The sequence below is a fragment of the Pantoea alhagi genome, assembly GCF_002101395.1.
Lineage (GTDB): Bacteria > Pseudomonadota > Gammaproteobacteria > Enterobacterales > Enterobacteriaceae > Mixta > Mixta alhagi.
The window spans coordinates 1,949,439-1,970,538 of the sequence record NZ_CP019706.1 but is presented as its reverse complement, the minus strand read 5'-3'; the positions used below and the strand labels follow the sequence as shown (position 1 = coordinate 1,970,538).

General features: G+C 52.6%; 20 protein-coding genes. 8 read left to right on the top strand and 12 right to left on the bottom strand.

The window, feature by feature from the left end; genetic code table 11:
- Window positions 1-108: 108 nt before the first annotated feature.
- Complete coding sequence (dnaB, locus tag B1H58_RS09245; RefSeq protein WP_085069657.1) at window positions 109-1,515, bottom strand: replicative DNA helicase; 1,407 nt, start codon at window positions 1,513-1,515, stop codon at window positions 109-111.
- A 96-nt stretch (window positions 1,516-1,611) separates the two neighbouring features.
- Between dnaB and B1H58_RS09240 the strand changes: the two genes are divergently transcribed.
- Window positions 1,612-2,595, top strand: a complete 984-nt coding sequence (locus B1H58_RS09240; protein WP_085069655.1) for a quinone oxidoreductase — start codon at window positions 1,612-1,614, stop codon at window positions 2,593-2,595.
- A 326-nt stretch (window positions 2,596-2,921) separates the two neighbouring features.
- Here B1H58_RS09240 and dusA read toward each other — a convergent pair whose 3' ends face one another.
- Window positions 2,922-3,968 (bottom strand): tRNA dihydrouridine(20/20a) synthase DusA, encoded by a 1,047-nt coding sequence (gene dusA / locus B1H58_RS09235; RefSeq protein ID WP_085069653.1) that lies wholly within the window; start codon window positions 3,966-3,968, stop codon window positions 2,922-2,924.
- Window positions 3,969-4,634: 666 nt separating this feature from the next.
- On the bottom strand, window positions 4,635-5,909 hold the full coding sequence (locus B1H58_RS09225; RefSeq protein WP_085069649.1) for a conjugal transfer protein TraF: 1,275 nt from the start codon (window positions 5,907-5,909) through the stop codon (window positions 4,635-4,637).
- Window positions 5,910-6,498: 589 nt separating this feature from the next.
- Between B1H58_RS09225 and zur the strand changes: the two genes are divergently transcribed.
- Window positions 6,499-7,014, top strand: a complete 516-nt coding sequence (zur, locus tag B1H58_RS09220; RefSeq protein ID WP_085069647.1) for a zinc uptake transcriptional repressor Zur — start codon at window positions 6,499-6,501, stop codon at window positions 7,012-7,014.
- An 85-nt stretch (window positions 7,015-7,099) separates the two neighbouring features.
- Here the strand turns inward: zur and B1H58_RS09215 are convergent, their stop codons facing one another.
- The 4 genes from B1H58_RS09215 to B1H58_RS09200 all read right to left on the bottom strand — a co-directional run bounded on the left by B1H58_RS09215 (window position 7,100) and on the right by B1H58_RS09200 (window position 10,039).
- Window positions 7,100-7,312 carry a CsbD family protein gene (locus B1H58_RS09215; protein WP_085069645.1) on the bottom strand — a complete coding sequence of 71 codons (213 nt, stop codon included), beginning with the start codon at window positions 7,310-7,312 and terminating at the stop codon, window positions 7,100-7,102.
- 220 nt (window positions 7,313-7,532) lie between these two features.
- Window positions 7,533-8,855 carry an MATE family efflux transporter DinF gene (dinF, locus tag B1H58_RS09210; RefSeq protein ID WP_085069643.1) on the bottom strand — a complete coding sequence of 441 codons (1,323 nt, stop codon included), beginning with the start codon at window positions 8,853-8,855 and terminating at the stop codon, window positions 7,533-7,535.
- Window positions 8,856-8,956: 101 nt separating this feature from the next.
- A complete protein-coding gene (gene lexA, locus B1H58_RS09205) occupies window positions 8,957-9,565 on the bottom strand; it encodes a transcriptional repressor LexA (protein ID WP_085069641.1) in 609 nt (202 codons plus the stop codon).
- Window positions 9,566-9,670: 105 nt separating this feature from the next.
- Window positions 9,671-10,039, bottom strand: coding sequence for a diacylglycerol kinase (locus tag B1H58_RS09200; protein ID WP_085069639.1), 369 nt, complete (start codon window positions 10,037-10,039; stop codon window positions 9,671-9,673).
- A 128-nt stretch (window positions 10,040-10,167) separates the two neighbouring features.
- On the opposite strand from B1H58_RS09200, the gene plsB reads away from it, so the two are divergent.
- On the top strand, window positions 10,168-12,591 hold the full coding sequence (plsB, locus tag B1H58_RS09195; RefSeq protein ID WP_085069637.1) for a glycerol-3-phosphate 1-O-acyltransferase PlsB: 2,424 nt from the start codon (window positions 10,168-10,170) through the stop codon (window positions 12,589-12,591).
- An 87-nt stretch (window positions 12,592-12,678) separates the two neighbouring features.
- Here plsB and ubiA read toward each other — a convergent pair whose 3' ends face one another.
- Together ubiA and ubiC are read right to left on the bottom strand one after the other, a co-directional pair.
- Window positions 12,679-13,560, bottom strand: a complete 882-nt coding sequence (gene ubiA / locus B1H58_RS09190) for a 4-hydroxybenzoate octaprenyltransferase (protein WP_085072271.1) — start codon at window positions 13,558-13,560, stop codon at window positions 12,679-12,681.
- Window position 13,561: 1 nt separating this feature from the next.
- Window positions 13,562-14,089 (bottom strand): chorismate lyase, encoded by a 528-nt coding sequence (gene ubiC, locus B1H58_RS09185; RefSeq protein ID WP_085069635.1) that lies wholly within the window; start codon window positions 14,087-14,089, stop codon window positions 13,562-13,564.
- A gap of 413 nt (window positions 14,090-14,502) precedes the next feature.
- On the opposite strand from ubiC, the gene B1H58_RS20600 reads away from it, so the two are divergent.
- The 5 genes from B1H58_RS20600 (at window position 14,503) to B1H58_RS20595 (ending at window position 17,102) form a co-directional block, all read left to right on the top strand.
- Window positions 14,503-14,754, top strand: a complete 252-nt coding sequence (locus B1H58_RS20600) for a hypothetical protein (RefSeq protein WP_157130161.1) — start codon at window positions 14,503-14,505, stop codon at window positions 14,752-14,754.
- A 119-nt stretch (window positions 14,755-14,873) separates the two neighbouring features.
- Window positions 14,874-15,185: a type II toxin-antitoxin system HigB family toxin gene (locus tag B1H58_RS09175; RefSeq protein ID WP_085069630.1), complete on the top strand. Its 312-nt coding sequence runs from the start codon at window positions 14,874-14,876 to the stop codon at window positions 15,183-15,185.
- Window positions 15,182-15,601, top strand: a complete 420-nt coding sequence (locus tag B1H58_RS09170; protein WP_085069629.1) for a helix-turn-helix domain-containing protein — start codon at window positions 15,182-15,184, stop codon at window positions 15,599-15,601. Before B1H58_RS09175 ends, B1H58_RS09170 begins: the two co-directional genes overlap by 4 nt.
- A 133-nt stretch (window positions 15,602-15,734) precedes the next feature.
- Complete coding sequence (locus B1H58_RS09165; RefSeq protein ID WP_085069627.1) at window positions 15,735-16,268, top strand: hypothetical protein; 534 nt, start codon at window positions 15,735-15,737, stop codon at window positions 16,266-16,268.
- A 525-nt stretch (window positions 16,269-16,793) separates the two neighbouring features.
- Window positions 16,794-17,102 (top strand): hypothetical protein, encoded by a 309-nt coding sequence (locus B1H58_RS20595; protein WP_157130160.1) that lies wholly within the window; start codon window positions 16,794-16,796, stop codon window positions 17,100-17,102.
- A gap of 275 nt (window positions 17,103-17,377) precedes the next feature.
- Here B1H58_RS20595 and malM read toward each other — a convergent pair whose 3' ends face one another.
- The 3 genes from malM to malK all read right to left on the bottom strand — a co-directional run bounded on the left by malM (window position 17,378) and on the right by malK (window position 20,890).
- Window positions 17,378-18,331 carry a maltose operon protein MalM gene (gene malM / locus B1H58_RS09150; protein WP_085069624.1) on the bottom strand — a complete coding sequence of 318 codons (954 nt, stop codon included), beginning with the start codon at window positions 18,329-18,331 and terminating at the stop codon, window positions 17,378-17,380.
- 95 nt (window positions 18,332-18,426) lie between these two features.
- The gene (locus tag B1H58_RS09145; protein WP_085069622.1) at window positions 18,427-19,743 is read right to left on the bottom strand and encodes a maltoporin; all 1,317 of its coding nucleotides are present in this window, start codon (window positions 19,741-19,743) and stop codon (window positions 18,427-18,429) included.
- 13 nt (window positions 19,744-19,756) lie between these two features.
- Window positions 19,757-20,890, bottom strand: coding sequence for a maltose/maltodextrin ABC transporter ATP-binding protein MalK (malK, locus tag B1H58_RS09140; RefSeq protein WP_085069620.1), 1,134 nt, complete (start codon window positions 20,888-20,890; stop codon window positions 19,757-19,759).
- Window positions 20,891-21,100 lie beyond the last annotated feature (210 nt).

The window sequence follows — 21,100 nt, the reverse complement described above, 5'->3', positions numbered from 1 at the left end:
CTTGGTTTGCCGCTCTTAGCGCTTAAATCGTTACAGATAAGCGCAATTAAGCGGCAAATGTCCAACACAATTTTTTGATGACCCAATGAGATGCACAAAACGTGCATGCTATTCGTCATCGTATTGCGGCCCGGCATAGTTGTCAAAACGCGACCACTGACCATTAAAGGTCAGACGTACCGTGCCGATCGGACCGTTACGCTGTTTACCGATAATGATCTCAGCGATCCCTTTCATATCGCTGTTCTCGTGGTAAACCTCATCACGATAGATAAACATGATCAGGTCAGCATCCTGCTCGATCGAGCCAGATTCACGCAGATCGGAGTTTACCGGACGTTTATCCGCGCGCTGTTCCAGCGAGCGGTTAAGCTGCGACAGCGCCACCACCGGCACATTCAGCTCCTTTGCCAGCGCCTTCAGCGAGCGGGAAATCTCAGCGATCTCCAGCGTACGGTTGTCAGAAAGTGACGGTACGCGCATCAGCTGCAGGTAATCGATCATAATCAGGCTTAAGCCGTTATTCTCACGGAATATGCGTCGCGCACGCGAGCGCACTTCCGTTGGCGTCAGGCCAGAGGAGTCATCAATATAGATGTTCTTTTTCTCCAGCAGGATGCCCATGGTGCCGGAAATACGCGCCCAGTCCTCATCATCCAGCTGGCCGGTACGAATGCGTGTCTGGTCGACGCGTGACAGCGACGCCAGCATACGCATCATAATCTGCTCGCTGGGCATCTCCAGGCTGAAGATCAACACCGGTTTTTCATGCAGCATCGCGGCGTTTTCGCACAGGTTCATGGCGAAGGTGGTTTTACCCATTGACGGACGCGCCGCCACGATAATCAGGTCGGAACCCTGCAAACCGGCGGTTTTTTTATTGAGATCCTGATAACCGGTATCTACGCCGGTTACGCCGTCATGCGGCTTCTGATACAGCGACTCGATGCGTGAAACGGTCGCTTCAAGAATCTGCTCAATATTTTTCGGGCCTTCATCTTTATTCGCGCGCTGTTCGGCGATTTTAAAGACGTTCGACTCAGCGAAATCCAGCAGATCTTCGCTGCTGCGCCCCTGCGGATCATAACCGGCATCGGCGATCTGGTTCGCTACCGCGATCATTTCGCGCACCACCGCTCGCTCGCGAACAATATCGGCGTAGGCATTGATGTTTGCCGCGCTGGGGGTATTTTTTGACAGCTCCGCCAGATAGGCGAAGCCGCCGACCATATCCAGCTCGCCGCGCTGCTCCAGCGAATCAGAAAGCGTAATCAGGTCGATGGGCTGGCTGGCTTCCAGTAGCCGCTGCATTTCACTGAATATCAGACGATGAGGGCGACTGTAGAAGTCTTCGGCCACCACGCGCTCTGAGACGTTATCCCAGCGCTCGTTGTCCAGCATCAACCCGCCCAGCACCGACTGCTCCGCTTCCAGCGAATGGGGCGGCAATTTCAGCCCTTCTACCTGGCGATCGCGAACCTCGTTGGATTTGTTGGTGGGTTTATTTCCTGCCATAGTGAATGCAATACCGAGTGTGTGAGTGACGCGCAAGTATACCCGTTTTTCGCCTGCTTGACGTCATGTCGTAACTGGAAACCAGCAGGAGTGGTAATGGCAAAACGTATTCAAATCGCCCAGTATGGCGGCCCGGAAACGCTGCAATGGATCGACTTCAATCCCTCCGACCCTGATGACGATGAAGTGCAGGTAGAGAACAAAGCTATCGGCATCAATTATATCGATACCTACGTACGCTCCGGACTTTATCCTGTGCCTGAGCTGCCTTCCGGTATCGGCACCGAAGCCGCAGGCATGGTAACAAAAGTTGGCAACAGGGTTACGGCGATCAAGCCCGGCGATCGCGTGGTTTACGCACAGTCTGCGCTGGGCGCCTACAGTGAAATTCATAATGTGCATCAGGATAAGATTGCGCTGTTGCCTGATGCCATCTCTTTTGAACAAGCGGCGGCCTCGTTTCTGAAGGGGCTTACCGTACACTATCTGCTACGGCAAACGTATGAAGTGCAGGCAGATGAGATCTTTCTGTTTCACGCAGCGGCTGGCGGTGTAGGACTGATCGCCTGTCAGTGGGCAAAGGCGCTGGGCGCGCATTTGATCGGGACGGTTGGCTCTGCGGAAAAAGCGCGGCTGGCTAAAGATCGCGGGGCCTGGGCAACAATCAACTATCGTGAAGAGGATATCGCGCAGCGCGTTAGCGAGCTGACCGATGGTAAGAAGGTACGCGTGGTTTACGATTCGGTAGGCAAGGCAACCTGGGAAGCCTCGCTTAACTGCCTGCAGCGACGTGGCCTGATGGTCAGTTTCGGTAATGCATCCGGTCCGGTGACCGGCGTTAACCTGGCGATTCTGAACCAGAAAGGGTCGCTTTACCTGACGCGCCCTTCACTTAACGGTTATATCACCACGCGGGATGAGCTGCAGCGCGCCAGTAACGATCTGTTTTCGATGCTTGCCAGCGGCGCGATTAAGGTGGACGTTCCGGAAAGCCAGCGCTTCCCCTTACGCGAGGCGCAGCGCGCGCATACGCAGCTGGAAAACCGCGCAACGCAAGGTTCCAGCCTGCTGATCCCCTGAGCCGCCGGAAGTACAAACAATAAGGGCTTCCCGAAGGAAGCCCTTTTGCTTTTTTTAGTTCGCACTGTTGTAGGGTACAGCAACGATAATGTGTTTCGACTCAACGAGAAATAGTCTCGCAGAATTCATAAGTAAAAAATATGTTTAATTGCGAAAAATAACGAAGCAAAATGTCACTCTGTGATCTATGCCTCATATTAGTCGTATTTATATAGCTAACTTATTGATAATTAGCACACTAAAGGTCTTATTCTGATAGCACGCGTAAGCGTGGAAATAAAAAGCCCGTACGGCAGCCGCACGGGTTTTAACATAAGCAAAACAAATCAGACCTCGGCGGTCATCTTATCTGCGACCAGCGACAGCGCTTTTTCAACGACCTCTATCCCTGCTCCGGGCTTATGCGCATTCTCGCTTAAATAACGACGCCACTGTCGCGCGCCGGGAATCCCCTGGAACAGACCCAGCATATGGCGCGTAACATGACCCAGATAAGTTCCCTGCGCCAGTTCGTGCTCAATATAAGGATACATGGCGCGGACCACAGCAACCGGATCGGCATCCGGCGCGGTGCTGCCAAACAGTACGCGATCGACCTGCGCCAGCAGACCGGGGTTCTGATAGGCTTCGCGCCCCATCATTACGCCATCCAGATGACGTAAATGCTCCTGCGCTTCCTCCAGCGTTTTCACGCCGCCGTTAATTGCCATTGTTAGCCCGGGGAAGTCACGCTTGAGCTGATACACGCGCGGGTAATCAAGCGGAGGAATTTCACGGTTCTCTTTCGGGCTAAGGCCAGAGAGCCAGGCTTTGCGCGCATGGATAATAAAAGTATCGCAGCCGCCCTGCTGGGCTACCGTGCCGATAAAATCGCAGAGAAATTCATAGCTATCCCGATCGTCAATACCGATGCGGGTTTTAACCGTGACCGGGATAGAAACCACGTCACGCATCGCCTTAATACAATCGGCAACCAGCGCCGCCTCCCCCATCAAACAGGCACCGAAGCGTCCGTTCTGCACGCGATCGGAAGGACAACCCACGTTCAGGTTGATCTCGTCGTAGCCGCGCGCCTGCGCCAGTTGCGCGCACTGCGCCAGCGCCGCCGGATCGCTGCCGCCCAGTTGCAGGGCAACCGGATGTTCTGCCTCGTTATAGGCCAGATAGTCGCCTTTGCCATGAATAATGGCGCCGGTGGTAACCATTTCGGTATAGAGCAGCGTATTACGCGTCAGCTGACGATGAAAATAACGGCAGTGACGATCGGTCCAGTCGAGCATCGGCGCGATAGAAAAACGCTGGGAGGAGAAAAGAGCGCTGTTTTTAGCGACGCTGTCGGGCAGAGCCGTTGATATTTCTGAATTTTGAGGCATTTTTTAACTTTTTGATGTTTCCGTTCCCTGCCAGTCTGCAGCAGGCACGGAGGAAAGAGTAGAATAAAAGATAGCCTATTATAACATAGCGCAGAGTCAGTGCACGGCCTGCAACTCTGCTTTCCAGTGTCACGGATATTATCGCAACGAGAAAAAATAGCCTTTCGTACGCGACGGGAAATAACAGACCGTTAGATATATTAAAGCTCCTGTTATTGAGAGCCTTACAAAATGGCTGCTGCCTCAGACGATTTTTGCAATTAAACCAGGTCGCCTTTTATTTACTTAGGTATCGGAATTAAGCTTATCCCCACCGGCAGAATAGGTTTTTTCCACTGTGATAGATAACCTACCATCGTGGCATATTTACCTTCATACCAGGTCACAGGGTTCATAAGATAAGAGGTAAGTTTCAGATTTTGATTTTTTTCGGGCTGATAATTCCCCGCCCTGATCTCTATTCTGGCAGTGGTTTTTTTACCGCTGGCAGGCTGACGCACTTTCCGATAACTGCTTACGTTAATTTTATTCAGCAATAATCAAGGCGTTAAAAGGCGGGAATATAATGTGTTTCAGAGCGTAGCAGATAAAGTCAGGGTTGCCTTAAAGCACAGCCCTGCCTTCTCAGCCAGCCGCGCCGTTTCCGACGCGGCTCGTTTGGTTTTATCAGAAAGAGAAGCCCAGCTGCGCCATCGCGCCCCAGGTATCGTCTTCCCCTACGGAACCGGCAAGATCAAGGTGAACACGGTTATTAAACGGCGAAATACCAAAACCTGCACTGACGACATTGACGTCGTTAGACTTCATATCGGCATGATAGCCGCCGCGCAGCTGCAACCAGTCAAGAACGCGATACTCCACCCCGACGCCCGCGTACTGGCTATCAGCCTGGGATTTAAAGCGTTTGGTACGGGTAGCATCCACATCCAGGCTGGCAGTCAGCTTTTCGGTATGCCAGGCTGCACCGGCAGTCACCAGCGGGCGAATCTGGTAAGTATCGCGATAGCCGTTTACCTCTTTCGTCTCAATATCGCGTGAAATCAGGTTTTGCGCACTCAGACCAAAGGTCCAGTTCTCGCCCACGTCGGTAGAGAGACCGGCATCCAGGTTAAAGCCGGTATCGTTGGTACGGTACTCGCTGTCAGTGACTTTATCTTTATCGAAGTTATAAACCGAGGCGCGATAGTTATACAGGCGAGTTTGCTGCAGCTTTGGCGTAATACCTACCGAGACTGCCTGCTCGCCGATTTTAAACTCATGCGCTACCGCAATGCCGTAATCCGCAACAATCGCCGCCACGCCGGTGGCGCTGGAACGCAGCAGATACTGATCGCCCGCCTGAGGAAAGCGTGTACCATTGGCTACAGCGTCAAGATAGTCGATATCGCTTTGTGCCACATCAGTATGCAGATGTACCGTGCCGTAGGCTTTCGCCACGAAGGCAAACGGCAACGTTTCATTAGGCACCGCAACTACAATAGCGGCACCGGCTGAGCCGTCAGCTTTATTACCACGCAGGTCGCGCAGTTGATTGGCCAAATCACCAGAGGCGGAACGCACATTGTTGATCACATCAAGCGCGCCTGCAGGATCCGTCAGCAGATCCCCCGCGTCAAAATCATCAAAGACATTTTGGTAGCGATCAACGGTATCGGTCACATCATCGATCTTATCGACCATCTTGTCTTTATCGCTGATCTGCACCCCAACAGATGGCAGGATAACGCTTACGTTATCTTCCGCACGGCCTTTGGTAAGCAGCGCCGGGTTAGTTAGCGGTGCGGTCGTGTAGTTGGATGAGGCAACGCCGGTACCGCCCATCGCATCATTACGGGCATCAAAGTAACTGCCAGCCGCCAGGGAAGAAAAAGAGGTAAAGATTAACGGCACTAATACCGCCGCAGGAGAAAGCTTCAAGGAATGAATGTTTTTCTTTGTCATTATCAGACGCCACCCAAATAAGCTGAAAGTAAGAAGGAAATCGCTGGATGAATGATGACCAGTAATTGCCTGTTTTATTAACCTGAACTCAGGCCTTTTTCCCCGGCTTATCAGAGGATTGCTGCTTTTTTGAGCAATCAGTAGCTTAATTTGTCTTTTAGAATTATTAGCAGTTTAGCTTTTCTGCAGTTATTAAGCCTGATTGAACATTAGCTGGATCTTTTTCCTACTGCAAACTGGAAACAGCGCTTTTTTAGATGCCACCAAAAAAGCTAACGCAGTCGCCAGGATTATCAGGCTGTTGTTAGCCCGCTGTAGCGGAGATCTATGTTTTTTTGGCGCTTTTAGATACCTTTCAGGCGTCAAATCAGAAAGGCACCTGGCTGTTTACAGCTAAAGAAAGAATAAAGTGGGCTAAAGCAAATTATAAGCGGCGGACTCATTGTACCGACTTGAAAGGGTACTCTTTTATCCAGCTAATGTTTGTCTGGTAAGCAGCCGATGAATAACGCTGTTGGCGATTTGGCAATCATTTTGTCTGTTAACACCCGTGTGATAAAATAACATTTCAATCGCCCGGAGAAAGATTATGAGCGTATCACCTTCACAACAGATTCTGTCGCAGGCTGAAAAAATTTGTCTGCAACGCAACGTGCGCCTGACGCCGCAGCGTCTGGAGGTGTTGCGTCTGATGGCTGAACAAAACACAGCTATCAGCGCCTATGATCTGCTCGATCTGCTACGCGCCTCTGAGCCACAGGCCAAGCCGCCCACTATTTATCGTGCGCTCGATTTTCTACTGGAGCAGGGGTTTATTCACCGCGTTGAATCCAATAACAGCTACGTGGTTTGTCATCATTTTGAGGAACCTCGACATACTTCAGCGATGTTGATTTGCGATCGCTGCGGTACCGTCAGCGAACAACATGCGCAGGGAGTGGAAACCGTTCTCCAGTTGCTCTCTCAGCAGAGCGGCTTTTCGCTACGTAATAGCGTGATTGAAGCTCACGGGCTGTGTGCTGGCTGTAAAGATGTGGAAAACTGTCAGCATCCGGAAAACTGTACGCACGATCACAGCGTAACCGAGAAAAAACGCGGGCGATAACGAGGCACAAACTTGTGGCGGGAAAGTGGAATGGATGGCACATTCCATGTGCCTGCGGGTGGGAGCATCATCCTGAAAAAAGCGCTTACCAGCGATGGTCGCGGTTATTGGTTTCCCAATCGCTTACTTCTTTTTCCGCTTCGTCTTTTGCATAGCCGTAGCGTTCCTGAATTTTACCGACCAGCTGATCGCGTTTACCTTCAATAACGGTCATGTCATCATCGGTCAGCTTGCCCCATTTTTCCTTCATTTTACCTTTAAACTGTTTCCAGTTACCGCCGGCTTCGTCTCTGTTCATCGTTTTGTCCTCTACCTTGGGTGTTAACAGCTTTTGGCTATCAGCGGAATTATCTTCGGTAAAAACGCTGATTCCCTGTGTTTGACACTTTTAATAGTAGTAGAACCACATGATTTTGCTGTTAAACAGCGGGGCATGCGCTTTAAAAACGTCCCAGGAGCCGTCAATTATGCTGAAAAGCCAGCGAATTCAGTTAATAAGCGTAACCGTAAGAAATGTTTCAAAGGGTGAACCAGTCGCCCCGTCGCTGGTAACGATGCCATACCCACCCCAGCGTTAACCCACGTAGCAGTAAAAAAACGGTGACAGCCAGCCAGAGACCATGATTGCCCAGTTGCGGAACAGTTAACAGCGTCAGGCCAAACCCCAACGCCGCCAGCGCCATGCTGTTGCGCATTTCTCGTCCACGCGTTGCGCCAATAAACATGCCATCCAGCAGATAGCACCAGACGCCCACAACGGGTAACAGCATTTGCCACGGTAAATAGCGATCCGCCAGCACTTGCAGCTGGGGCAGAGAGGTAAGCAGCGAAACAATCTCCCTGCCCCAAAGGGCATATCCCACGGCAAATAACAGCGCTACCAGCCCCGCCTGACGACAGGCTGCAATCCATACCTGACGTAGCTTAGCGCTGTTGCGTGCGCCAAAAGCCTCGCCTGAAACCGCCTCAACCGCATAGGCAAAGCCATCCAGCGCATAAGCGGTAAAGGAGAGGAACATCAGCAATACCGCGTTGACCGCCACGACCTCGCTGCCCATGCGCGCACCCAGAATCGTCACCGAGGCAAAACACAGCTGCAGCAATAGCGAACGCAGCATAATGTCGCGGTTCAGCCGCAGTAACCGGCGCGCATCGCCTTTCAGTCCATTTTTCAGGTGCGCAAAGGTGATCTGACGCAGGCGCAGCACATGCCATACCAGACCCAGCCCCACCAACAGCGTTATCGCTTCTGCAATTGCGGTAGCCGCCGCCGCTCCAGTCACGCCCCAGCCAAGGCCGATAACAAACCACAAATCCAGCAAAATATTAACCAAATTGCCGACAATCAGCAGAATAACAGGCGCGCGCGCATACTGGACGCCAAGCAGCCAGCCAAGTATTACCAGGTTTGCCAGCGTTGCAGGCGCGCTGAGCCAGCGAATATGAATAAAGCGCTGAGCCTGTTCCAGCACCGCCGGACTGCCGCCAACCAACTGCGCCGCCAGAGCGCTTAGCGGCCCACGCAGCAGGATAAACATTATCCCGGCGATAATGGCAATGAATAAGGGTTGTATCAGGGCGCGAGCCAGTGCCTGCTTATCGTTGGCGCCAAACGCCTGTGCGGTCAGCCCGGTGGTACTCATTCGTAAGAAAAGCAGCAACATAAAAACAAAGCTGGTAGCCGTAGTGCCTACGGCAACGCCGCCAAGATAAACGGGGCTGTCGAGATGACCAATAACGGCGGTATCCACCAGACCCAGCAGGGGGACGGTAATATTTGAGAGGATCATCGGCAGCGCCAGCCGCCAGAGGTGTTTATCGGTCACAGAAAAGAAGTGCATGGCAATCCGCAGAAAAAATATGGCGACAAGCCACAGCGGTTATCGCCGGAATCAGGACTACAGGGGAAGTAAGTGGCAGCCAGCAGGCCGCCACTGAGTCATTACAGCCAGTCGCCGTTACGAATAACGCCAACGGCCAGACCTTCGATCGTCAGCGTCTGCTGTTGCAGATCGACCACAATCGGCTGGAAATCATTGTTTTCTGGCAGCAGCTGCACAGTATTGCCCTGACGCTTCAGACGTTTCACAGTGACTTCATCATCAATGCGCGCCACGACCACCTGGCCGTTACGGACATCCTGCGTTTTATGTACTGCCAGCAGATCGCCATCCACAATACCGATATCTTTCATCGACATACCGCTGACACGCAGCAGAAAGTCTGCGTGAGGCTTAAACAGATTAGGGTCAACCTGGAAGCGGCTTTCGATATGCTCCTGCGCCAGCAGCGGTTCACCGGCGGCAACGCGGCCAATCAGCGGCAGGCCGTTTTCTTCTTCGGCCATCAGACGGATACCGCGCGAAGCGCCAGACACCATTTCAATCACGCCTTTACGCGCCAGCGCTTTCAGATGTTCCTCTGCGGCGTTAGGGGAGCGAAAGCCTAACTGGGCGGCGATTTCCGCACGTGTTGGCGGCATACCTGTCTGATTAATGTGATCGCGAATCAGGTCATAAACCTGTTGCTGCCGAGCCGTTAAGGTTTTCATCCCGCCCCCTGGTTGTTTATACAGTCGCTGTGAGTATATACAGGTATTGGTGGAATGGAAACCGAAAGCTGTGTAAAAAACAACTCTTTATCCATTATGGAAACCCTATCGAATATATGACCACAGCAGGGTTACCCAAACAAAAAGGGCCATTATGATGCTGAGCAGTACCGCCGCTGACCCCATATCTTTAGCCCGTCCGGACAGCGGATGAAGCTCACTGCCGATGCGGTCCACCACCGCTTCGATAGCGCTGTTAAGGATTTCGACGATAATAATGAGAAACACAGAGCCAATCAGCAAAACGCGCGTGATGGCATCAACATCAAGCCAGCAAGCGATGAGCACCGCCGCCAGCGCCAGCAGCGTTTCCTGGCGAAACGCCGCTTCATGCTGCCATGCTGCCCGCAGGCCTTTCCAGGAATATCCGGCCGCCTTAATGATGCGGGTAAGGCCCGTTACGTTATTTGCCATCTTCAGGGAACCCTTTGCAATGTTTAACGTCAATGTCAGGGTGCAGCACTAATTGCAACACCACAGATCTTCAATGCGCTTTCTGGTATGCTTGCGGCGCTTTGCTAACAAGAGGCTTCATGTTGTCTATGTCAGGTTGGCGTAAACTTTATTATAAGTTACTGAATTTACCACTAACATTTTTAGTTAAGAGTAAGGCAATTCCGGGCGATCCGGTATCAGAACTGGGAATCGATACGTCGCGTCCCATTATGTATGTGCTGCCTTATGATTCAAAGGCCGATCTCCTTGCGCTGCGCACCCAGTGTCGCCTGCACGATCTGCCCGATCCGCTTGATCCGCTGGAGATAGACGGCGCGCTGTTGCCGCGTTACGTCTTTATTCATGACGGCCCACGCGTGTTCCCCTATTTTGTGCCGAATCAGGAATCAGTGAAACTGTTTCACGACTACCTCGATTTGCACCGTAATAACCCGAACCTCGACGTGCAGATGGTACCGGTTTCGGTGATGTTTGGCCGTGCGCCGGGCCGTGAGGTGCAGGGCGAACAAACCCCTCACCTGCGCGAGCTGAATGGCGTACAGAAATTTATTGCTGTGCTGTGGCTGGGGCGCGATAGCTTTGTGCGTTTCTCACCGATGGTTTCTCTGCGTCGTATGGCGACAGAACACGGCACCGATAAAACCATTGCCCAGAAGCTGGCGCGCGTGGCGCGCATTCATTTTGCCCGTCAGCGTCTGGCTGCCGTAGGCCCGCGCCTGCCGGTACGCCACGATCTGTTTAATAAGCTGCTGCAGTCGAAGGCCATTGCCAAAGCGGTAGAAGATGAAGCGCGCAGCAAAAAAATCTCTCAGGAGAAAGCGCAGCAGAATGCTATCGAGCTGATGGAAGAGATCGCAGCTGACTTTTCCTATGAGATGATCCGCCTTACCGACCGCGTGATTGGCTGGACATGGAGCAAAATCTACCAGGGCATCAACGTCAGCGGCGGCGAACGTATTCGTCAGCTGGCACTGGATGGTCACGGGCTGGTTTATGTGCCCTGCCACCGCAGCCATATGGATTATCTGCTGCTCTCCTATGTGCTTTATCATCAGGGGCTGGTACCGCCGCATATTGCTGCCGGCATCAACCTTAACTTCTGGCCGGCCGGGCCGATTTTCCGTCGTCTCGGCGCGTTCTTTATTCGTCGTACCTTTAAGGGCAACAAGCTCTACTCCACGGTGTTCCGCGAATATCTGGGCGAGCTGTTCAGCCGCGGCTATTCGGTTGAATATTTTGTCGAAGGCGGACGTTCACGCACCGGCCGTCTGCTCGATCCGAAAACCGGTACGCTGGCGATGACAATTCAGGCGATGCTGCGTGGCGGTAACCGTCCGATTACCGTGGTGCCGGTATATATCGGCTATGAGCACGTAATGGAAGTGGGCACTTACGCCAAGGAACTGCGCGGCGCGGCTAAAGAGAAAGAAGGCTTTATGCAAATGCTGCGCGGCCTGAGCAAGCTGCGTAATCTGGGCCAGGGTTATGTCAACTTTGGCGAGCCGCTGCCGCTGGTCAATTATCTTAACAAGCAGGTGCCGGAGTGGCGCGATTCGATCGATCCCATCGTCGCGCAGCGTCCACAGTGGCTGACGCCAGCGGTAAACGATATCGCCCAGCAGATTATGGTGCGTATTAACAACGCCAGCGCCGCCAATGCGATGAACCTGTGCGTTACCGCACTGCTCGCCTCACGTCAGCGCTCGCTCACCCGTGAACAGCTTATCGAGCAGCTGGAGTGCTACCTCGATCTGTTGCGCCATGTTCCCTATTCGCCGGATGCCACCGTGCCGGATATGACGCCGGAAGCGCTGCTGGAACATGCGCTGAATATGAATAAGTTCGAGACGGAAAAAGACAATATTGGCGATATCATTATCCTGCCGCGCGAACAGGCCGTGCTGATGACCTACTATCGCAATAATGTGCACCATATGCTGGTGATGCCGTCGCTGATTGCCGCGATCGTGCAGCAGCATCGTGAAATCTCCGCCGCCGAGCTGCTGCGTCAGGTCTCGGTGCTTTATCCGTTGCTAAAAAGCGAGCTGTTCCTGCGTTGGGATAAAGAAGAACTGCCACAGCTGCTGCAACAACTGGTTGCCGAACTGGCTCGTCAGCAGTTGATCACCATTGAAAACGATGTGATGCGTCTGAACGCGGTGCGTTTCCGTACGTTGCAGCTGCTGGCTGCAGGTATGCGGGAAACGCTGCAGCGCTACGCCATCACCTTCTCTATTCTCAGCGCTAACCCGGCAATTAACCGCGGTTCGCTGGAGAAAGAGAGCCGTACGCTGGCGCAGCGTTTGTCGGTGCTGCATGGCATCAACGCGCCGGAGTTTTTCGATAAGGCGGTGTTCTCAACGCTGGTGCTGACGCTACGTGACGAAGGCTATATCAGCGATACCGGCGACGCCGCGCTGGAGCAGACGCAGAACACTTATCATATGCTGGCGGAGCTGATCACCAGCGACGTACGTCAGACGATTGAAAATGCCGTTACACCCAGCTAAAGGCTGTCTAAAGCGTAAAACAGAGCGGGCGCCAGTGGCGCCCGCTTTTTTATTCGCTTCTGTTTAATTGATTAATGGCCGGGCTCTTTACCACTGGCTGAACGGCGGCATATTCAGCGCAATGCCGACAAATATCACCAGACCCACATAGTTATTATTCAAAAAAGCCTGAAAACAGCGATCCCGCTGGCGTTCAGCAATCAGCTTCTGCTGATGTGCAAACAGCGCGGCGGCCATCAACAGTGACCAGTAAAAAGCGCCGTCCAGCGCCATGCGCTGACCAACAATTATCAGCAACAGCAGGGTCGCCAGCTGCAACAGGCCAATGATCAGCTTATCAAAACGCCCAAACAGAATAGCCGTTGATTTTACGCCAATTTTTACATCATCATCCCTGTCTACCATGGCGTACTGTGTGTCGTAGGCCACCGTCCAGCAAATGTTGGCGAAAAACAGCAGCCAGCCGTTCAGCGGCACGTGACCGCTGACTGCCGCCCAGCCCATTGGGATAGCCCAGCCGAAGGCGGCACCCAATACCACCTGCGGCAGATGGGTATAACGCTTCATAAAAGGATAGATCCAGGCCAGCGCCAGCCCGGCAAACGACAGCCAGATGGTAATGGCGTTCATCGTCAGTACCAGCGCAAAAGAGACCAGCGCCAGCGCCACAAACAGCACCTTTGCCTCTTTCTCACTGACCATGCCGCTGGCCAGCGGCCTCGTTTGCGTACGCTTTACGTGACCATCAATTTTGCGATCGGCAAAATCATTCACTACGCAACCCGCCGCACGCATAAAAAAGACGCCCAGCACGAACACGATCAGCACCTGCAACGGCGGCACGGCTTCGCCCGCCAGCCACAGCGCCCATAATGTCGGCCACAGCAGCAGTAGCGAACCAATCGGTTTATCAATGCGCATCAGTCGGCTGTAAGCCTGCAGCTTATTGCGCGTCAGCCCTTTCTCTATATTACTCACTTGGTTCTCCAGACAGGCTTTGATAAAGCGGCGCAGCAGGTAAAAACAGTTCGGTTAATAACAGCGGTTTGCCCGATAAACGCAGACGCGAGCGACGTCCCCACAGCGCGGCAGAGATACCGGGATCGATAAAATCACGCGTGAGCGTGGAGGAAGAGAAGAGATAGCGGCCCAGCGGACGTGTGCCCAGCTGGCTGAGCATCATTTCCGGCCCTTCCAGCGTCGATTCCGGCACCACCGTGCGGCCAGCCAGCCAGGGCACGCCGTCACCCGATAAGATGATCTCGCGCAGCCAGTAGCGCGGCTCCAGCGGCAGGAACGGCAGCTCTTCAGCGATATCATCAGCAGTGACGAAACCTTCAAACTGTGGCTCCACGGTAACTTTCCCGCAGTGGCGCTCAAAGCGCTTCGTCATCGAATCTTCTTCCAGCAGCCAGTCGAGCAGCGGTGCGGACAGCGCAGGCGATGAGGTGGGAAGCCAGGCAATGGCGCGCAGCAGGGAAAGCGCGTTATCGGACATTCGGCATCTCCGGTAAAAAACAGGTGTCATAGTGTAGCGCAGAGCCTTACGCAGAACACGCAACGCAGCAGAAAAACAACATGGAAAACAGATGGCAATGCATCTTTCACCGCATCGTTTTCCTCTCTTTAAGTCTGGCTTAAGGTCTGGTTTTCACAGGAGAATATTCATGGCAAAATCAATAGCATGCCTACAAGGTTAGCCATGATTACCCGGATATTGTTTTATATTTTTTCCGCATACATATTATTAACGCGGTAAAACCACATAACATCAACGGAAGATGGAGGCATGAAGCGTCATGTTGCGCCAGGATATTGTGTCGTTGAACAACCCGGTACGCTGGATTTTCAGGCCCGGCAACTTTTTAGAAATACCCGCTCTCCGGCAGTACCTGGCAGCACGAAGCCGATATGGATGCAGAGCGCGGGCTGCTGGCGTACATGCTGCATCGAGTCGGCGATCCGGACGCGCTCCTACAGGAGCAGCGCGCCTATCTGCGCCTGAACACACAGCAGGCCACCAAGATTAACGAGCTGGAGAAGCTGCGGCGCGAGGATTCGCTTACCATCTACCGGCTGCGCCGACTGCTATCCAAACACGGCATTGAAGACCCCACCAGCAAGCGATCCCGCGACGAGTCCAGCATTCTCTTCGACCTGTAAAACATGCCCGCTGCGGCGGGCGAAACTCCATCCACACCAGCATAGTAATCCCTGTTGCAGCCAGGGCTATAGTGCATCATAGTGTTTACATAATGTGAACGCCTGAACGGAATCACTTAATGCACGTCATTTCAAAAGAGCCATTTGAGCAAGCGGCGCGGTCATTTCCTAACGATGCCACGGCCATCAAGGCGCTGTATCGTCTGGTACGCGAAACAAACTTCAAAACGCCCGATGAACTGCGCGCCGCCGTGCCAAGCCTGGACAATTTTAAGTACCGTAACAAATGGTGGGTTTTAGATGTAGGGGGCAACAATTTGCGAGTAATCGCCTACATCAACTTCGTGAATAAGCTCTTCTACGTGAAGCACAACGCCACCCACGCTGAATACGATAAGCTGACTCGCTACTATCGGGAGAACAAAGAATGATCGCCGACACCACTAAAGCTATCGAAGCAACGAAACTACTGGTAGCTGCCGTCCCCCTGCTGGGGGGCAGCACCTCAGAGAAAGACTACCGTGACGCGCTGGCGCTGGTGGACTACCTGATTGACCACGACGACGAAAACCCGCTGCTCGACTTCCTGGCGGCCAAAATCGCCGATTATGAAGACAACAGCGAACGCTTTGCGGAGTTCAACAAAGAAGTCGCAGAAATGCCGGTGGGCGTTGCGCTGCTGCGCACGCTGATTGACCAGCATAAGCTGTCCTACTCCGACCTGAAGAATGAGATCGGCTCAAAATCGCTGGTGAGCCAAATCCTCTCCGGCCAGCGCTCCCTGACGATCTCACACATCAAGGCGCTTTCGAACCGGTTCGGCGTGAAGCCTCAATGGTTCCTTTAATCGCCTGGTCGCTGGTTCAAACCCGGTAGGGGGAAGGTGAGGGCCAACCCCGCCGACAAAAAAAGAAGCATTTAAACAGGCACAATTAATTAATAGTGGCTTTACCCGGGCAACATGGTATTCATCCTGTTTTATGGATAATTATCAGGATGTATGTACCAAGCTAAAACAAGAAGATATTAGGTTTGCAAAAGCAGTGTTTAGGCTTATTAAACATAATGATATTATCAGGGAGATGATTGAAATATATATTAACTATATGTTTGAAAATCTCTCAGACCAACGAATGCGAAATATCATTCGAATCCTTGCTATGTCTGGTACGTTTGTTACTTCTTCAACACTAACACGATTATCTGTCGCTTACTCTGTATCTGCCCTGGTAGCCACAAGTCTCGGGATGAAAGTTTCAGTTGAGGGGGCTTTAACGGCCTGGGCTACCAGAGGGGTTGCTATCATTGGTGCCTATGGATATCTGCAAGTTGCTTCCCAAGCCGCCGGACGGCTCTTACATAAGCACTCCCGCTACTATAGAGATCTCTATAACCATAATCTGGAAATGTTATACTGGTTGATTGAACCAGTTATTGATAGAGTTGATGTACATAACCAATATATGAAAAGCGATCAAGACATTGTGTCTGATATTATAAGACTAGTGCGATGAAGAGAATCCTTAAGGTATTTTGGAATGATTTACACAGGTTAATCTTTAGAATCCATTTGCCTATTGGCATTACCATCTTGTTCTTCATTGTTGCGGCAAACTATTGGGAAGATTATGCACATGTAACCACGTTCATATTCTTGATAGTTGCTTTCATTATTAGTGATAAGATTTTCAAACGAAAACGTTGATTGTCAGCTTTGCCGGCGGGCGCGATGCCCGCTATTAATATTGCTGCATCGTGAATCCCCTGGTGTCGCGCGAGTTCTGCTCTTTTCCCAGATGACTCAATTCTGTGGTGCGAGCCCGCGCACTAAGCATGTTTATGAAACTCAACGCGGATAACCAATGATGTGATGAAGGCCTGCTCGACAGGAAGAGAAAACGAGTGCGGAAGAAGCGCTTTTAAAGAATATACGAAATTCACATTAAGCACAGCAACAAGCATTGGTTCCGGGGCTATAGGAGCAACTGCTGGTTTGGCCGCTTGCGCTGCTATTGGTATAGTCACAGCGGGAGCGGGAGGTGTTATATGCGCAGCTGTTGGCTCACATACAGGTGGCTATTTTTCCTGCGCCCTACTCATTTCACTGCCTTGTTGGATTTTTTGGAGCTGTACCTGTTATCTATTTTTTTCTTGGATTAAAAAGAAAAAAGAAAATTCTTTTCGTTGAAAAGAATAATGAACTATATGACTTTTTTAATGGTAAGGATGAAAGTTTAACGACCTGGATGCAACCATTTTATTACTTGTGGAACGTAACTATGCTGTGCTGCGCCTTTGTCATCATTTTCGGAGTCGTTATGCATATTAAACTAAAGCACTTTCCATAAAATGATCATTTAAAATAGTTCATTACCATAAATAATTTAATGAGGCAGTATAATTTATAACTTCACCATTAATAATTAGCGGGTAAATAAGTTAGCACGGGCATTATTATTTAACGCAAATCTAAATATGGTCTAACACAATATAGGTGAAAAAACAGAGGGATTAATAAACTGCTCTTAACAACGCAGAGCAACTGAGTTAAACAGGAAACCTGGCAAAAAAGGGTGCGCCGTCGGCGCACCAATCGTCCAGCAAGATCAGCAATATGGGGATGTTATCCCTTGCCTTTCACACTACTGATAAATGTTGCGCGTGCCGATGTGGAGCCAAGACGTTCCGCCTCGTTCATTAGCTTCAGCGCTTTATCAATATCACCCGCTTTTGCCGCCTTACGGATACCGTCGTTAAAATATTTTTCGGTGTCGTTCAGCATCGGCTCAGACTTCGCAGCCGGCGCGGCTGGCGCAGGCGCGGCCATCGGTGCCGGCGTGCTGATGGTCGGCTGAGCCGATCCCGTAGAGGCATTGGCGCTGCCCACCACCACAGGTTTCGACTCACCAGAGCCGAACAACTTGCCGATCATAATATTGCCGCTGTTCTGCTCACTTTTCACTTTTAGCGACAGCGTGCCGGTATTAACGTGCCGTACCACCGGATCCGGCACGTCAGGAATGGCATTGCTTGCCCCTTCCGCATAAAGTTTTGCCGGGTTGATCATAGTGGAGGTTTGCGCCAGATCGCGCGTGGTAGTGTAGATCAACAGGTAAATCTGTTTTTGTCCCAGCACCGGCGTCAGCTTCATGGTGCCTTCCAGCCGGTTAGTGGCAACAATGCCTGGCTTTTGGTAGGTGAAATAGCTGCTGGGGAAAAAGGCCGCAGGCTGCAACTGGCTATCCAGCACCAGTACGTTCGGCGCATAAACACGTTGATCTTTCATGATGCTGGCCAGTGTGACTTCCAGCGATCCCTGATCGGCGGGCAGCGCAACGGCGGCAACCGGCCCGCTGATATCGCCTTCATTCAGGCTGGCCGAGGCGGTATTCAGTGCAATGTCCTGGCTCACCGGCGGTGCCAGCGGCAGCCAGGAGAGGCGCTGCAGTTTTTCCGGGGCGATCGACGGCGCGGTAGCCACATTCTGCGGATTAAGGCTGGTGCTGGCGGCGACAACTGGCAGCACGGTAAAACTCAGGGCCGGAAACAGGCAGAGCGCGAGTAGATGTTTTTTCATTTTGTTATCCTCAAGAGAAACCCGCCTCTCTCAGGCAATAGGGAGGCGGGCTAAGGCAGGACTCAGGGCTGACTATGCCCTGTCAGGTTGTCTTATTACCACCAGGCTTCCATCTGAATACCGAAGGAAACTTCATCATTGTCGCCACGGCTGAAGGTACGGGCGCTGGTATCGCTAAAAGCGGTATTGTTAGCGACGCCTGCAACATAGTTGTCACTGCTGGTATCACTGGACGAGTAACCCCATTTCTCATCCCACTTGGCGTAGGTAGCGAACACGCGAATCGCCGGACGTGACCAAATGCTGTTGCCTGCCTGCCACTGCTGAGCCAGGGTAATTTTGTACTGGCTGTTGCGGTCGCCGGTGCGCTGGGACTTCACGTTATCGTAGCCCGCTTCCAGCAGGGTGCTCATGATCGGCGTCCATTTGTACATCGGGCGCACGCCTACGGTGTACCAGGTGGTGCCGTTATCGTTATCGCGATCCACGTCCTGGTACATACCCACATACATCAGGCTCCAGGTATCGTTGAAGTCAATCGCGCCGTGGTCGATCACACGGATCATCGAGCCGTTGTTATTCTCAGCGGTGCCCGGGCGGCCATTGCGGTTCTGAGTCATCGCGTCGGTGGCGTACTGCACAACGAATTTATTCAGACTGGTGCCGTAGAAGGTCTGGGTATGCTCCAGAGTGGCCATCCAGCCATCGTCAGAGGCATCTTCAACATTCGGGCTGTAGCCTTCGGTATCGTTCGCGCTGCCGTAGTCAAAGCCCAGCTCCAGCGAGCCGCCAGGATTCACTTCCATACCGCCTAAACGCACGTCAAAAATATCGTTGGCGCGATCTTTAGCCGTGCCGCGCGTATTGCCAGTAACAAAGACTGAGGAACCGCCTGCTTCGCTGCTGCGGGTAGCGGCCAGCGACAGCTTACCGAAGCCAAGATCGATATCTTCAATACCGCCGCCAGGACCGGAGATGTCCCAGTAGTAGAAGTCGATCATATGGACATCATGGCGCTTGTAGTAACGTTTACCGGCCCAGATATTGGCACCCGGCAGCGCATCAAACAGGTTTTTACCCACCACGTTCATCTGACGTACCGCAGGGGAATCTTCTTCATAGTCGTTCTGCTGCGATACGCTGTAGCCGATCATGGTATCGACATAGAAGCTTTTCTCGCCCTCTTTCCACACTTCCTGGCCGAGTTCAACTTCCGCATAGGTTTCACATTCGTTGCCAAGACGGTACTTAGAGTTAGCGCCGGTTGCCTGGAAGCACTGCTGCTCACCGCCGCTGCCGGTCCAGCCGATGCCGGAACGGGCATAACCTTTGAAATCCACCGCGCTGGCGTGCGGTGCTACCACTGCGAGGGCCACTGCCACGGCCAGAGGGTACTTAGAGCGCGTTAACATCGCTGTTCTCCTGTTATGATTTTACTGTTATGTGTGCTTCTACGCCGGGTTCGCTGTGTAACCGACGGCAGGCGCGTCCATCTTCACGGAAAAGATGGCAACGCTGTGGCGGCAATCCGATGGCGTATTGGGCACCTTCTTCAACCAGCACCACGTCGTTCTGGCGGTAAACCAGGTTCTGACGCAGCGCAGGGATTTGGATATGGATTTGCGTTTCCTGGCCGAGCTGCTCGACAACCTGCACGGTGCCCTGCAGCGTGACGTCTGCCACTTCGCTGGGCAGCAAGTGTTCGGGGCGAATGCCCAGCGACATATTGGCGCCGACCGTTACATCGGTGCTGTCTACCGGCAGCCAGATTTGCTGACGATTAGGCAGCTCTACCTGCACCTGATCGATGGCGGTCGCGGTAACTTTTACCGGCAGGAAGTTCATTTTTGGCGAGCCGATAAAACCGGCGACAAAACGGTTAGCGGGATAGTGATACAGCTCCAGCGGTTTGCCGATCTGGGCGATACGTCCACCTTCCAGCACCACAATCTTGTCTGCCAGCGTCATCGCTTCGACCTGGTCATGAGTGACGTAAATCATGGTGCGCTTCAGGCGCTTATGCAGACGGGAAATCTCGATGCGCATCTGCACGCGCAGCGCGGCATCCAGGTTAGAGAGCGGTTCGTCCAGCAGGAATACCTGCGGTTCCGCCACCAGCGTACGGCCAATCGCCACACGCTGGCGCTGCCCGCCGGAGAGCGCCTTCGGCTGGCGATCCAGCAGGTGCGCCAGCTGTAGCACTTCCGCTACCTGCGAAACGCGCTGTTGGATCTCTTTTTTATGGGTACCGGCCAGTTTGAGGCCGAATGACATGTTATCCGCCACCGTCAGATGGGGATAAAGCGCATAAGACTGAAAGACCATTCCCACGCCGCGCTCGGCTGGCGGCACTTCATTCATGCGTTTACCGCCAATAGTCAGCTCGCCGGAAGTGATCTCTTCCAGTCCGGCAATCATGCGCAGCAGCGTTGATTTGCCGCAGCCTGACGGCCCGACAAACACCACGAACTCCCCCTCGGCAATGGACAGGTTGATATCTTTTGATACCACCACATCGCCCCAGGATTTGGTGACCTCTTTCAGCACCACATTCGTCATTGGCCTCTCCCATCTCCAGGACTTCCTTTGAATGGCAGGAAGTGTGCGCGAAGGCGGGGGAGGAAAAATCCTCCACCATCCGCTTTTTTACGGGGGAGGAGGCAGGAGGATGAGTTTGTAGCGGAAAGGGGGATCTGACTGACCCGTCACGCTTTTTCGTGATCGAAACGGCAGGAAAAGGGGCTGTTTTTTGTGTGCTGGCACGCAGAA

Bases quoted from the DNA above. Each gene is read 5' to 3' on its own strand.
- B1H58_RS09175 (WP_085069630.1), top strand. From the start codon at position 14,874: ATGCACGTCATTTCAAAAGAGCCATTTGAGCAAGCGGCGCGGTCATTT.
- B1H58_RS09215 (WP_085069645.1), bottom strand. From the start codon at position 7,312: ATGAACAGAGACGAAGCCGGCGGTAACTGGAAACAGTTTAAAGGTAAA.
- plsB (WP_085069637.1), top strand. From the start codon at position 10,168: ATGTCAGGTTGGCGTAAACTTTATTATAAGTTACTGAATTTACCACTA.
- zur (WP_085069647.1), top strand. From the start codon at position 6,499: ATGAGCGTATCACCTTCACAACAGATTCTGTCGCAGGCTGAAAAAATT.
- ubiC (WP_085069635.1), bottom strand. From the start codon at position 14,089: ATGTCCGATAACGCGCTTTCCCTGCTGCGCGCCATTGCCTGGCTTCCC.
- B1H58_RS09165 (WP_085069627.1), top strand. From the start codon at position 15,735: ATGGATAATTATCAGGATGTATGTACCAAGCTAAAACAAGAAGATATT.
- B1H58_RS09170 (WP_085069629.1), top strand. From the start codon at position 15,182: ATGATCGCCGACACCACTAAAGCTATCGAAGCAACGAAACTACTGGTA.
- B1H58_RS20600 (WP_157130161.1), top strand. From the start codon at position 14,503: ATGGATGCAGAGCGCGGGCTGCTGGCGTACATGCTGCATCGAGTCGGC.
- dusA (WP_085069653.1), bottom strand. From the start codon at position 3,968: ATGCCTCAAAATTCAGAAATATCAACGGCTCTGCCCGACAGCGTCGCT.
- B1H58_RS09145 (WP_085069622.1), bottom strand. From the start codon at position 19,743: ATGTTAACGCGCTCTAAGTACCCTCTGGCCGTGGCAGTGGCCCTCGCA.
- B1H58_RS09200 (WP_085069639.1), bottom strand. From the start codon at position 10,039: ATGGCAAATAACGTAACGGGCCTTACCCGCATCATTAAGGCGGCCGGA.
- dnaB (WP_085069657.1), bottom strand. From the start codon at position 1,515: ATGGCAGGAAATAAACCCACCAACAAATCCAACGAGGTTCGCGATCGC.
- malM (WP_085069624.1), bottom strand. From the start codon at position 18,331: ATGAAAAAACATCTACTCGCGCTCTGCCTGTTTCCGGCCCTGAGTTTT.
- malK (WP_085069620.1), bottom strand. From the start codon at position 20,890: ATGACGAATGTGGTGCTGAAAGAGGTCACCAAATCCTGGGGCGATGTG.
- dinF (WP_085069643.1), bottom strand. From the start codon at position 8,855: ATGCACTTCTTTTCTGTGACCGATAAACACCTCTGGCGGCTGGCGCTG.
- B1H58_RS09225 (WP_085069649.1), bottom strand. From the start codon at position 5,909: ATGACAAAGAAAAACATTCATTCCTTGAAGCTTTCTCCTGCGGCGGTA.
- B1H58_RS09240 (WP_085069655.1), top strand. From the start codon at position 1,612: ATGGCAAAACGTATTCAAATCGCCCAGTATGGCGGCCCGGAAACGCTG.
- lexA (WP_085069641.1), bottom strand. From the start codon at position 9,565: ATGAAAACCTTAACGGCTCGGCAGCAACAGGTTTATGACCTGATTCGC.